General features: G+C 60.9%; 14 protein-coding genes. 4 read left to right on the forward strand and 10 right to left on the reverse strand.

Annotated features, from left to right (window positions below; all coding sequences use genetic code 11):
* Positions 1-119: 119 nt before the first annotated feature.
* The 6 genes from CKW16_RS01680 to CKW16_RS01705 are packed head-to-tail and all read right to left on the reverse strand — an operon-like array spanning position 120 to position 4,736.
* Positions 120-824 (reverse strand): HAD family hydrolase, encoded by a 705-nt coding sequence (locus CKW16_RS01680; RefSeq protein ID WP_095126952.1) that lies wholly within the window; start codon positions 822-824, stop codon positions 120-122.
* Positions 821-1,720 carry a tyrosine recombinase XerC gene (gene xerC, locus CKW16_RS01685; RefSeq protein WP_008150257.1) on the reverse strand — a complete coding sequence of 300 codons (900 nt, stop codon included), beginning with the start codon at positions 1,718-1,720 and terminating at the stop codon, positions 821-823. Before xerC ends, CKW16_RS01680 begins: the two co-directional genes overlap by 4 nt.
* Positions 1,721-1,722: 2 nt before the next feature.
* Positions 1,723-2,448 (reverse strand): DUF484 family protein, encoded by a 726-nt coding sequence (locus CKW16_RS01690; RefSeq protein ID WP_095126953.1) that lies wholly within the window; start codon positions 2,446-2,448, stop codon positions 1,723-1,725.
* A gap of 13 nt (positions 2,449-2,461) precedes the next feature.
* Positions 2,462-3,292 carry a diaminopimelate epimerase gene (gene dapF / locus CKW16_RS01695; RefSeq protein WP_046045083.1) on the reverse strand — a complete coding sequence of 277 codons (831 nt, stop codon included), beginning with the start codon at positions 3,290-3,292 and terminating at the stop codon, positions 2,462-2,464.
* 4 nt (positions 3,293-3,296) lie between these two features.
* Complete coding sequence (gene lysA, locus CKW16_RS01700; RefSeq protein ID WP_095126954.1) at positions 3,297-4,544, reverse strand: diaminopimelate decarboxylase; 1,248 nt, start codon at positions 4,542-4,544, stop codon at positions 3,297-3,299.
* A gap of 9 nt (positions 4,545-4,553) precedes the next feature.
* Positions 4,554-4,736, reverse strand: coding sequence for a lipoprotein (locus tag CKW16_RS01705; RefSeq protein WP_046045085.1), 183 nt, complete (start codon positions 4,734-4,736; stop codon positions 4,554-4,556).
* 239 nt (positions 4,737-4,975) lie between these two features.
* Between CKW16_RS01705 and cyaY the strand changes: the two genes are divergently transcribed.
* The 3 genes from cyaY (at position 4,976) to rnk (ending at position 6,108) form a co-directional block, all read left to right on the forward strand.
* Complete coding sequence (gene cyaY / locus CKW16_RS01710) at positions 4,976-5,308, forward strand: iron donor protein CyaY (RefSeq protein ID WP_095126955.1); 333 nt, start codon at positions 4,976-4,978, stop codon at positions 5,306-5,308.
* A 4-nt stretch (positions 5,309-5,312) separates the two neighbouring features.
* Positions 5,313-5,531 carry a DUF1289 domain-containing protein gene (locus tag CKW16_RS01715; protein WP_095126956.1) on the forward strand — a complete coding sequence of 73 codons (219 nt, stop codon included), beginning with the start codon at positions 5,313-5,315 and terminating at the stop codon, positions 5,529-5,531.
* Between the two features lie 166 nt (positions 5,532-5,697).
* The gene (gene rnk, locus CKW16_RS01720) at positions 5,698-6,108 is read left to right on the forward strand and encodes a nucleoside diphosphate kinase regulator (protein WP_046045088.1); all 411 of its coding nucleotides are present in this window, start codon (positions 5,698-5,700) and stop codon (positions 6,106-6,108) included.
* Positions 6,109-6,113: 5 nt separating this feature from the next.
* Here the strand turns inward: rnk and CKW16_RS01725 are convergent, their stop codons facing one another.
* From CKW16_RS01725 to CKW16_RS01735, 3 genes are all read right to left on the reverse strand, one after another.
* Positions 6,114-8,960: a class I adenylate cyclase gene (locus tag CKW16_RS01725; RefSeq protein WP_095126957.1), complete on the reverse strand. Its 2,847-nt coding sequence runs from the start codon at positions 8,958-8,960 to the stop codon at positions 6,114-6,116.
* A 205-nt stretch (positions 8,961-9,165) separates the two neighbouring features.
* Complete coding sequence (locus CKW16_RS01730) at positions 9,166-9,411, reverse strand: TIGR02647 family protein (protein ID WP_008150272.1); 246 nt, start codon at positions 9,409-9,411, stop codon at positions 9,166-9,168.
* Positions 9,412-9,708: 297 nt separating this feature from the next.
* Positions 9,709-10,005, reverse strand: a complete 297-nt coding sequence (locus CKW16_RS01735; protein ID WP_046045090.1) for a hypothetical protein — start codon at positions 10,003-10,005, stop codon at positions 9,709-9,711.
* A 124-nt stretch (positions 10,006-10,129) separates the two neighbouring features.
* On the opposite strand from CKW16_RS01735, the gene CKW16_RS01740 reads away from it, so the two are divergent.
* Entirely contained in the window at positions 10,130-10,789 is a 660-nt protein-coding gene (locus CKW16_RS01740) for a glutathione S-transferase family protein (RefSeq protein ID WP_095126958.1), read from the forward strand.
* Positions 10,790-10,907: 118 nt separating this feature from the next.
* Here CKW16_RS01740 and argH read toward each other — a convergent pair whose 3' ends face one another.
* A complete protein-coding gene (argH, locus tag CKW16_RS01745) occupies positions 10,908-12,302 on the reverse strand; it encodes an argininosuccinate lyase (RefSeq protein ID WP_010465079.1) in 1,395 nt (464 codons plus the stop codon).
* Between the last annotated feature and the right edge of the window lie 113 nt (positions 12,303-12,415).

Genomic DNA, 12,415 nt, shown 5'->3' on the forward strand with positions numbered 1-12,415 from the left:
GGGCCCCTGTAGGAGCCGAGCTTGCTCGCGATGAGGGCGTCACATTCAAAATTGATTTCGACTGATACACCGCTATCGCGAGCAAGCTCGGCTCCTACAGGGGCGGTATGATTTCCGGGTTAGTGTTGGGCGTTCCAGAGGGCCAACAACGCCGGCAACTCGCTCAGGCTGCGAATCTCGGCATCCGGTGCCTTTTCGGCTTCCCAAACCTTGCCCGCCGGGTTAAACCAGACCGCCCGCAATCCTGCCTGCTGGGCGCCGGCAATGTCGTCACCCGGATGATCGCCGATATGCACGGCCGTCTCGGCCGTCGCGCCACCCCGTTGCAACGCCTCATGAAACAGTCGCGCATCCGGCTTGCCGATGCCGATGTCTTCGGCGCACAAGGCAAACTTGAAGTAATCCGCCAACCCTAAGCGACGCACATCGGCGTTGCCATTGGTGACCACGCCGAGGGCGTAGTGATTGGCCAGCGTCTCCAGGGTCGGTTGCACCTCCGGGAAGATTTCCAGCTGATGCCGCGCATGCAGAAACACTTCAAAGCTCTGATCGGCCAGGTCTGAGGCCTGGCCATGGTCGTAACCGGCCTCTTCCAGCGCATGGAACAAGACTCGGCGGCGTAGGGCGCTGATGCGGTGCTTGAGGCCCGGTTCACTGCTCAGGATCCGTTCGCGAATCGCCCACAAATGCTCCACCGGCACAGCGCCCAGATTTGGTGCGTGCTCGGTCAGCCATTCACGCAATATGGCTTCGGCGCTGACGATCACCGGGGCGGTATCCCACAGGGTGTCGTCGAGGTCGAAGGTGATCAATTGAATTCTCATGACTCATCGCCTTTGATGCGTTTGGCCCGTGGATGGGCGCTGTCGTAAACCGTCGCCAGGTGCTGGAAGTCCAGGTGGGTGTAGATCTGGGTGGTCTTGATGTCCGAGTGGCCGAGTAACTCCTGAACCGCCCGCAGGTCCTGGGAGGACTCCAGCAAATGGCTGGCGAAGGAGTGTCGCAGCATGTGCGGGTGCAGGTTCTGTCCCAGCTCGCGCTCGCCAGCGGCTTTAACCCGCACCTGAATCGCCCGTGGGCCGAGGCGCCGGCCTTGCTGGCTGACAAACACCGCGTCGTCCGCAGGGTTGGTCATGGCCCGCAGCGGCAGCCACAGCTCCAGCGCTTCGCGAGCTTTTTTGCCGACCGGCAGCAGTCGGGTCTTGCTGCCCTTGCCGAGCACTTGAACCATGCCGTCGGCCAGGTCCAGCTGATCCAGATTGAGCCCGGTCAGCTCCGACAGCCGCAAACCCGAGGAATAGAACAACTCCAGGATCGCTTGATCCCGACGTGCCAGAAAATCATCTTCCACCGCGCCCTCAAGTAGTTGCAGCGCGCGATCGGTGTCGAGGGTTTTTGGCAGCCGACGTTCGCCCTTCGGCGGTGCCAGGCCGTTGGCCGGGTCGTGGTCGCAGAGGCCTTCGCGGTTCAGATAGTGATAGAGCCCGCGCACCGCCGACAGCAGCCGCGCCAGGCTGCGGGACGATTGGCCCTGTGAATGCAGGCGTGCGATCAGGCTGCGCAGGCGCTGGATGTCCAGGGCCGCCCAACTGCTGATGTTCTGTTTGACGCACCAGCCCAGCACTTTGTCGAGGTCGCGGCGGTAGGCGTACAGCGTGTGGGGCGACACCTGCCGCTCACTGCGCAGGTGTTCGCAGTAAGCGTCCAGTTGCCGTTCCATCATCAGCGTACCGAGCGCAGGGAGGTGTTGACCCGTGGCAGCACGCGGCCCATGACTTCGGCGATGTAGCTGAGGAACAGTGTGCCCACCGAGCTCTTGTAGTGCTGCGGGTCGCGGCTGGCGATGGCCAGGACGCCGTGGATGCCTTGGTAGCTGATGGCGACGACGGCGGTGGAGCCGATCTGTTTGCGCTGTTCTTCGCCAAACAGGAAGTCCAGTTCGTGTTCACGCAGGCTGCCGCTGACGCTTTTGTCTTCCGAGAGCAAGCCGCCGATGGCCGTTTGTGCCTCGGCATGAGTGACCCAGCGGCCGACCGGCATCGGGTTGTCACCCAGCAGGATCAGGCTGACGAAAGGTACCTGGAAGTCCTGGCGCAGACTGTCTTCGACGCTGATTACCACATCTTCCAGGCTGGTGGCGTCCATCAGCGCGAGAATCAGGCGGCGAGTCTTGTCGAAGAGGCGGTCGTTGTCGCGGGCCACGTCCATCAAGTGCGAGAGGCGATGACGCAACTCGATATTGCGGTCGCGCAGGATGGTCATCTGGCGTTCGACCAGCGAAATGGTGTCGCCGCGCTGGTGCGGAATGCGCAAGGTTGCGAGCAGTTCTTCATGCTCGACGAAGAAATCCGGATGAGCCTCCAGGTACGCGGCAATCGCCGCCGCCTCAAGGCTTTCGGAAGGGGATTCGTCGGGCTGTAGGGCGGGAACCTGGGGCTTATCTTTCATGGATTCGACTCTCTCAAAGACGCACTTGTCCTTCATAAACGCGCACTGCCGGGCCGGTCATCATGACCGGTTGGCCAGGGCCTGCCCATTCAATGGACAAACGCCCGCCGGGCAGGTCGATCAAAAGCGGCGAATCCATCCACCCCTGGCTGATCGCGGCCACTGCGGCAGCGCAAGCGCCAGTTCCGCAAGCCTGGGTTTCCCCGGTCCCGCGTTCCCAGACGCGCAACTGCGCGCGGCTCCGGTCGATGACCTGGAGAAAACCGACATTGACCCGCGCCGGGAAGCGCGGATGGTTTTCGATTTTCGGCCCCAGTTCATGCACCGGTGCATTGTTGATGTCGCTGACCCGCAGCACGGCATGGGGGTTGCCCATGGACACGGCGGCCAGGTCGACCAGGGTGCCGTCGACGTCAACCTGATAACTCGTGGCCTGCTCCGGCGCTTCAAATGGAATCTCGGCCGGCACCAGGCGCGGTGCGCCCATGTTGACACCGATCTGCCCGTCGCTGCGGATATCCAGTTCGATGATGCCGCTTTTGGTCTCGACGCGGATCTGCCGCTTCGCGGTCAGGCGCTTGTCGAGCACAAAGCGAGCGAAACAGCGCGCACCGTTGCCGCACTGTTCCACTTCGGAGCCGTCGGCGTTGAAGATCCGGTAGCGGAAATCCACGTCCGGGTTGCTGGGCGCTTCGACGATCAGCAACTGGTCGAAACCGATACCCGTATGCCGATCGCCCCATTGCTTGGCGTGTTTGGGCAGGATGTGCGCATGCTGGCTGACCAGGTCAAGGACCATGAAGTCATTGCCCAGGCCGTGCATCTTGGTAAAACGCAGCAGCATGGTTTTACTCCGGCAGCAGGCTTTCGCCAGCAAACAACTCGGCTACCGTCTCACGGCGACGCACTTCAAATGCCTGATCACCGTCCACCAACACTTCAGCGGCACGGCCGCGGGTGTTGTAGTTGGAACTCATGACAAACCCGTAGGCACCGGCCGAATGCACGGCCAGCAGGTCGCCTTCTTCCAGGGCCAACTCACGATCCTTGGCCAGGAAGTCGCCGGTCTCGCAGATCGGCCCGACGATGTCGTAGGCGCGAGCCGCGGTAGTGCGCGGGCGCACGGCGGTGACGTCCATCCAGGCCTGGTACAGCGCCGGGCGGATCAGGTCGTTCATGGCCGCGTCGACGATGGCGAAGTCTTTGTGTTCGGTGTGCTTGAGGTACTCGACCTGGGTCAGCAGCACGCCGGCGTTGGCGACGATGAAGCGGCCCGGCTCGAACACCAGCGCCAGGTCACGACCGTCGAGACGTTCGCGCACGGCTTTGATGTAGTCGGCAGCCAATGGCGGCTCTTCATCGCGATAACGCACGCCCAAACCACCACCGAGATCGATGTGGCGCAGGTAAATGCCGCAATCGCCGAGGCGGTCGACCAGGCCCAGCAGGCGATCGAGGGCGTCGATGAAGGGTGGCAGGGTGGTCAGTTGCGAACCGATGTGGCAATCGACACCGACCACTTCCAGGTTTGGTAGCTGCGCGGCACGGATGTACACGTCTTCGGCGTCGGCGATGGCGATGCCGAACTTGTTCTCTTTAAGACCGGTGGAAATGTACGGGTGGGTGCCGGCGTCGACATCCGGGTTCACGCGCAGCGAGATCGGCGCGCGAACGCCCAGCTCGGCGGCGACGATTTGCAGGCGTTCCAGCTCATCGGTGGATTCGACGTTGAAGCAGTGCACGCCAACTTCCAGGGCACGACGCATGTCATCACGGGTCTTGCCGACACCGGAGAACACGATCTTGTCAGCAGTGCCGCCAGCGGCCAGTACGCGTTCCAGCTCGCCACGGGAGACGATGTCGAAACCGGCGCCCAAACGCGCCAGGACATTCAGAACACCCAGGTTGGAGTTGGCCTTGACCGCAAAGCAGACCAGGTGCGGCATGCCGGCCAGCGCATCGGCGTAAGCCAGGTACTGGGCTTCGATGTGCGCGCGAGAGTAGACGTAGGTCGGTGTGCCAAAGCGTTCGGCGATGGCGGACAGGGCAACACCTTCCGCGAACAGCTCGCCGTCACGGTAGTTAAAAGCGTCCATGGCGTTCCCTTATTGGTAGACGTCGTGCTTGTGTGCTTTCGACGGGCTCTTTTGCGAGGACTGAGCTTGCTCGGCAGGATCCTGGGAATCGTCAGGCAGGTACAGCGGGCCTTTTTGACCACAGGCCGATAATAAGCTGACAAAAGCGGCGAGCGAAGCGAGCGCAGCAAGGGAAGAGATCAGGCGCTTCATGGCGAAATCCTTGAAAATGCATTAATTGCGCCGGAGTATACCGGCCACCCGGCAGCTTGCCTATGCGACGGGGCTCCCGTCCGGCGGGGCTTGGACCGTAGCGCGGTAACTTGTCCTGCGCGGTGCACGGATATTTCGTAACGCTATCGGGCCCTTGGTCGTTATCCTTTGCAATCACCGGGGCTCGCCCGTATCTTGCGGCGCTTGAGCGTGAGTAGACACTTTTTGAGGTTCCCGCAATGAGTTTGACTGAAGCCCGTTTCCACGACCTGGTCGATGCCACCCAGCAGACGCTGGAAGATATTTTTGACGAGTGTGACCTGGATATCGATCTGGAGAGCTCGGCCGGTGTGCTCACCGTCAAGTTCGAAAACGGCAGCCAGTTGATTTTCAGCCGTCAGGAACCGCTGCGGCAGCTGTGGCTGGCGGCCGTATCGGGTGGCTTCCACTTTGATTACGACGCAGAAAGCGAGCGCTGGATGTGTGACAAGAGTGAAGAGCAGCTCGGTGAGATGCTCGAGCGCATCGTCAAGCAGCAAGCTGACGCCGAGCTCGATTTCGAAGGTCTGTGAGATCGTGACCCAGCCTGTGCCCGTTCGTCCGCCCAAACCGCTCTACAGCAATGTCAGCCCGGCGGTGGCTTCGCCGTGCAGCGGTGTGTGTCGGCTGGATGAGCAGAAGGTCTGCCTTGGGTGTTTTCGCCATGTCGAAGACATCCGCGAATGGCGCTCGGCCGATGACGATCGGCGGCGAGTGATTTGCGCCCAGGCAGTCCAGCGCAAGACCGCCACCTGAAGCCTTCACGCGACCTACAAAAGTGTGTCGTCGCCCCTCACTTGTATATTTATTGAGCTGTGATAGTGTCGAGAAACGCCTCAACCCATCGAGGCTCGTGAAAACCCCGCCTTTTTCTGGCGGGGTTTTGCTTTTTCTGTGCAGAAGAAAGGAGTCTGCCCAAATCATGACCGCACCTTCAATCACCCTTACCCGTCTGGACGTGCAACGTCTGGAGCGCCTGATCGACAGCCTGGATGACACGCTGCCGGGCGTTATCGCGCTGCAAACCGAACTGGACCGCGCCGATACCCTGGTCGGTCACGATGAAGTACCCGCCGATGTCGTGACCATGAACTCCCGTGTGCATTGCCGCGAAGAAGGCAGCGGCAAGGACTATCACCTGACGCTGGTTTATCCGAAGGATGCCAATGCCGACGAAGGCAAGATTTCCATTCTGGCGCCAGTGGGTAGCGCGCTGCTCGGTCTCAAGGTTGGTCAGCACATCGACTGGCCGGCTCCGGGCGGCAAGACACTGAAACTGACCCTGCTGGAAGTCGAATCGCAGCCGGCCGAGGGCGGCCACTTTCCGGAATAAACCCCTCAGACCTGCTCGAGTGCCTCGTTCAATGCGCGCTCCAGGTCAGCCTTGTAGCGCAAATACAAAATGCTTGAACTCTGACCATCACCGAGCAGGCCCGACAGGTCCAGGTCGGTGATGTAGCAGCGATAGCGTTCGGTTTCACGGCGCTGCTCGACGATTTCCCGGGCGACCACGCTGAACAGTTGGTCGCCATGTTCCAACTCTGAAAATTCCCGCTGATTGCAATACAACGTGACCTGCACCTGTCCCGGTGCGGCTTTGCCGACAATCGCCTGCACGTCGTAGAACGGTTTGTTGACCGGGGTTTGCGGCGCTGGCCGAGCTTCGACCCGACGCGCCCGTACAGGGCCGGAGGGCAGCAGTTGGTAATACAAGGTGTCCAGGCTCAGCGGCTGGGCGACGTCCATCGGCAGCAAGGCGTCGCGCCGGTACTGGATCGATTGCAGGAAACGTTGCATTGGCACCAGCAGGCTTTGCTCGTCGTGGTAGGGCAAACGCTGCTGCCACAGGGCATTAAATTCATCCAGCACGTACAGATCGGCGCGGTATTCGTTGATCCGGTAGAACACCTGAATGCAATCGGGCTGGCCCATCGGCAGGACCAGCGCCAGGTCGTGGTCTTCCAGTGCCATCGGGTCCAGGTGCAGTGGGCTGTAGCCTGGCCGCTCTTCGCCCAGGTAATCGACCAGCGCCGGCAGCGTGGCGAGGGCGACATGATTGACCTGGCCGGGCACCAGTTCCAGTACGTGATAGTGCTGCTGGACCTGAATCAGGTAGCGATGATTGAGTTTGCTCAACAGCAGGTTCTGCGCGGTATCGAGGATCTCTTCGACCCGCCGGGCAATAAACTGTGCGCGGTTGTGGCAGAAGCACCGAACCCGCAACGTGGGTTGTTGTAGCCCGCCGGGCAGGTTGTTGAGGTAATCACGCACGCAGTCGAGCAGCGCGTGAGGGCCGTCGAAGCGGTTGACCAGCACTTCGTTCCAACTATTGAGCGTGACCTGATCCAGGGTCAGCACCAGGTTTTCCCGGACGCCGGCGTAACTGAGGGAATCGGTGCGCTCGGTGGTCATCAGGATGTTCAGGTCGCGGTGGTGCTTGAGTGGATCGACGCCGACGTTCACCAGAATCAGCACTTCGCTCGGCTCACTGGCGCGCAGTAACGGCTCTTCGGCGACGGTCGTCAGGGGCAGGGCGATGCTCTGTTGCAGGCTGCCGAGCAGGTTGAACAGTTCGAACTCGCTCAGGTCGCTGCTGCCGGGATGCAAGGCCAGGCGGGTGCTGCTGTCGATCACGCCGTTGCGGTGGCACCAGGTCAGCAGTTCCAGCAATTGGCGGCTGCGCTTGATCGGTGCGAAATGCTCCCATTCGAGGGCCGTCAGGCTGCCGTTGTACAAACCCCACTGAGTTTGACCCGATTCTTTTTTGTTCGCAGCGTGCACCAGTGTGAGAGTGTCTTCGGCCAGATCCGGGGCGATGCCAGGGTTGATGAACTCGACCTTGTCGGCCTTGCGCTCGAAAGCCGCGTACAGCCGTCGACCCAGCACGTTGAGGTCGCGTTTGTTGATCAGGCTGACGGTCTGTTCGTTGCGGGCGAACTGGGTCAGGAAGCGGTAGCTGTAATTGAGTTCGTTGACCAAGGCCCTGCGTTCAGAGCCGACCTGACGGACTTTCCACTGGCTGCGGCTATCGAGCAGGGCCAGTTGACGATGATCCCACTGCCATTCGTGGGCCAGGCGTTTGAGCAACGAACGCTGCCAGCTCTGAGTGCGACTGCTGCTGCCAGTGAGTTTGCGATTGACCTTCAGGTACAACGCCCGGCGTACCAGCTCCAGCCGTTCCGGCTCGCCACGGGCGGTCAGGTATTCCTCGATGCGTCGGTAGACCACGACGTACGGGTCCAGCTCATCAAGGTCGAGCCGATTGGCAAACACCGCTTGCTTGAAGCGCAGGCTCAGGCAATGAACCTTGGGGTGTTCGCTGGCGTAGACCTCGATCAGCAGCAGTTTGAGCACCGATTTGTACGGCGACTCGATGCCCTTGAACAACTGCCAGAGTCCGGCGCCGATGTATTCGCCAGGTGGGATGTAGGCCAGATGCCCCAGGTCCAGGGTTTCGTCGGCACGGATGAAGCGCTTGGACATCAGCGTGTGGGTGTAACGGTCGTAGCTCGCTTCTTCGTAGACCGGCACCAGCCACCAGATGGGCGTGCGTCCGGCCAGCCAGATCGCGGTGCGGTAAAACTCGTCCAGCAGCAGATAGTGCTGGGTGGTGCCGCAGTCTTCCGAGCTCAGTTGCGTATCACGTTCGCCGCGTACGAAACGGGTCGGGTCGATCAGGAAAAAATGCGCCTCGGCACCTTGGCTGGCAGCCCAGACTTCGAGGAGCTGGCATTTTTTGCGCAGCTCGGCGAGCTCGCTTTCGCTCAAGTCCGGCCCGTGGCAGACCCACACGTCCATGTCGCTCTGGTCGGCCTGGGCGAGGGTGCCGAGGCTGCCCATCAGGAACAGGCCGTGAATCGGTCGCGGCGGATTGCTGCCATGGCGGGGCTTATAGGAAAACGAGCGGGTCAGGCGTTGGGCTTCGGCGAGGGCGTTGGCGTCGGGTTCGTAATTCGACAGCCCGGCCGGCGTGCTGCCCGAAACGTACCCCGGCAACAGCGGATGATTGACGTGGAAAAACAGCGGCAACAAGGTCAGCACCGCTTGCTGGCGGGTCGACAACCCTTCCATGGCGCGGGCCATACGGCCTTCGTTGAGCTTCAGAAAACGTGCGCGCAGTTGGCTGAGAACCTTGCGGTCGATTCCCTCGTCCAGATCGGGGCGGATTTCATGGTGGCGGGTCATGTCAGCTCAAACCGGCTCGCGGGGCTCAGACGTGGGTGTCTGCGGATGAGGGCAGTTTAGCGCCTCGGCTCCAGGACTTTTAAGCTGATTTTGTTTTTCTGGCGTCAGGTTTTTATCGCGGGGCGACGGCAGGCAACAGGGCGGGTAACGAAATGTGCCCGCGGAAATCCCGTAGCAGGGGTTTCCGTGGGCGCTACGGTAATGCTCAGGCAGTTTCCCGGACGTTGAGAATGGTCAGAACGGTTTGCACATTTTGCGCGGCGTCACGGCCCAGGCTGGTCAGATAACCACCATCTGGCTGGGTGATCAGTTCTTTGTCGAACAGTCTTTGGGCGGCGGCAATGGCTTTCGGGGCAGCGGTCTGATGAATTTTCAAACCTTCCTGGGAACTGTCCAGGTTGAAGAGTGCGAGGATTTCCAGTTCGGCAACCAACTCAGGGGTAAGCGACATAAGGACTCCAGACTTTCTAGGAATTGGACGACAGCGCCCCTAAGGTGATCCCACTCGGGCGGCATGTCCAGTGCTCGCGACAGGGTTTTTTCGCCTTGGGAAGCATTCCCCGGTGGGTGACGCGGCAGCGGGGTGGATACAGTGTAGTCAGGGTCTGGGAGAGCGTTGCAGATATTGCTATTCGTAGGAGCAAGCGGTGCGGCGATCCGACTTGCCCGCGATGAACGATAACGCGGTTCATCTGATAGACCTCAGTGCGGCAATCGCGGGCAAGCCATGCTCCTACAGGGCGCGGGCTTATTTCTTTTCCGGCGGCAACTCTGGCAATGCACGCAACGCAGCTTCGTACCATTCGGTGTTGAACGCGCGGTCTTCTTCGAGGATCGCGTCGATTTCCACCGCCAGAACGTGAGCCATCAGATTGAGGATTTCTTCACGCTCGTAACCCACCAGGGTCAGCTTGTTGAAGGTCGCCTTGGCGGCAGGCGGGTTGTCGCTTTCGATCTGGTTTTCGATGGCTTCGACCAGGGTGTTTTCGGCGAACTCTTCTTCGTCGATGTCGTCGTTGTTGATGCCGGGGGTTGGCTCGCTCATGGCAGGCTCCTCAAGTTAAGGCGGCCAGTTTACCTGCATTCAGCGCTGTGATGCTGCTGGCAAGAAACGTTGCGGCGTTCTATAAAAGGCACCTGCCAACCCCGCACGGCCTGGAGGCTAAGTGATGCTCAAGCTTTATGGATTTTCCGTCAGCAACTACTACAACATGGTCAAGCTGGCGCTGCTCGAGAAGGGACTGCCGTTTGAAGAGGTGCTGTTTTACCCGGGGCCGAGCCCCGAGGCATTAGCCATCAGCCCGCGCGGGAAGGTGCCGGTGCTGGGTGTCGAGCAGGGTTTCGTCAACGAAACCAGCGTGATTCTCGAATACCTCGAACACAGCCAGAAAGGCACGCCACTGTTGCCGAGCGATCCCTTTGAGCGGTCGCAGGCCCTGGCACTGGCCAAGGAAATCGAGCTGTACATCGAATTGCCGGGGCGTGCCTGCTACGCCGAAGCATTTTTCGGCATGACGGTGCCGGATGCGATCAAGGACAAGACCAAAGCCGAGTTGCTGCTGGGGTTTGCCTCACTGGGCAGGCACGGCAAGTTCGCCCCTTATGTGGCAGGCGACAGCCTGAGCATTGCGGATTTGTATTTCCTCTACAGCGTGCCGTTGGCCTGTGCGGTGGCGCAGAAGCTGTTTGACCTGGATTTGCTGGCCGAGATGCCGGCGGCCAAGGCGTTGCTGGAGCGTCTGGGGCAAAATCCGAATGTGCAGCGGATTGCAAAGGACAAGGAAGCGGCGATGCCAGCGTTTTTGGCGATGGTCGCGTCCAAAAAGTAATTTTGTAGCGTTCTTGCGAATGTCATCGCGGGCAAGCCTTGCTCCTACAGATTTACGTTGATTTCGAAATCGGCGTGAATCTGTAGGAGCAAGGCTTGCCCGCGATGCTTTTGGCGGTTTAGCGGCTGGCGAGTAACGCCTGGCCGCGAGCCACAGCCTTCTTGACCTGTGCCGGCGCAGTCCCGCCGATGTGGTCACGGGCATTCACCGAGCCTTCCAGGGTCAGCACGGCAAACACGTCCTGATCGATCTGGTCGCTGAACTTGCGCAGCTCTTCCAGGCTCATTTCCGCCAGGTCTTTACCGCTTTCCACGCCGTACTTCACGGCATGGCCAACGATTTCGTGGCAGTCACGGAACGGCAGACCACGACGTACCAGGTAGTCGGCCAGGTCGGTGGCGGTGGAGAAGCCGCGCAGGGCTGCTTCACGCATCATTGCGTGCTTGGGTTTGATCGCCGGGATCATGTCGGCAAAGGCCCGCAGCGAGTCGCGCAATGTGTCGGCGGCGTCGAACAGCGGCTCTTTGTCTTCCTGGTTGTCCTTGTTGTAGGCCAGTGGCTGGCCTTTCATCAGGGTCAGCAGGCCCATCAGTGCGCCGAATACGCGGCCGGTCTTGCCACGTACCAGCTCTGGGACGTCCGGGTTTTTCTTTTGCGGCATGATCGAGCTGCCGGTGCAGAAACGGTCCGGCAGATCGATGAACTGGAACTGCGCGCTGGTCCACAGCACCAACTCTTCGGAGAAGCGCGACAGGTGCATCATCGCGATGCTCGCGGCCGAGCAGAACTCGATGGCGAAGTCACGATCGGACACGTTGTCCAGCGAGTTGCCGCCCACAGCGTCGAAGCCCAACAGTTGGGCGGTGAATTCGCGGTCGATCGGGTAGGTGGTGCCGGCCAGTGCGGCGCTGCCCAGCGGCATGCGGTTGGTACGCTTGCGGCAGTCGACCAGGCGCTCGTAGTCGCGGCTGAGCATCTCGAACCAGGCCAGCATGTGGTGCCCGAAGGTCACCGGCTGCGCGGTTTGCAGGTGAGTGAAGCCCGGCATGATGCTGCCGGCTTCGCGCTCGGCCTGCTCCAGCAAGCCTTTTTGCAGGCGGGTGATTTCGCTCAGGATCAGGTCGATCTCGTCACGCAGCCACAGGCGGATGTCGGTGGCGACCTGGTCGTTACGGCTGCGGCCGGTGTGCAGCTTTTTACCGGTGACGCCGATGCGGTCGGTCAGACGCGCCTCGATGTTCATGTGCACGTCTTCGAGGTCGATGCGCCAGTCGAACTGGCCGGCCTCGATTTCACCCTGGATGGTCTTCAGGCCATCGGTGATGCTGTCGCGCTCGGCATCGGTCAGCACGCCGACCTTGGCCAGCATCGTGGCGTGAGCGATCGAGCCCATGATGTCGTGGCGATACAGGCGCTGGTCGAAAGTGACGGAGGCGGTGAAGCGGGCGACGAAGGCGTCGACGGGTTCACTGAAGCGGCCGCCCCAGGACTGATTGGTCTTGTCAGTGCTCATGAATTCGCTCGTGTCGGCTGAAGAAAGATGGCGTAGAAAGCTGTCGCGGATAATAACAGGGTTGCCAATCCTGTCGCTGGCACTGGTCGATACGTTTTTTTCTCAGGCGGCGG

Origin of the sequence: Pseudomonas sp. Irchel s3h14 (assembly GCF_900187425.1) — a bacterium.
Lineage (GTDB): Bacteria > Pseudomonadota > Gammaproteobacteria > Pseudomonadales > Pseudomonadaceae > Aquipseudomonas.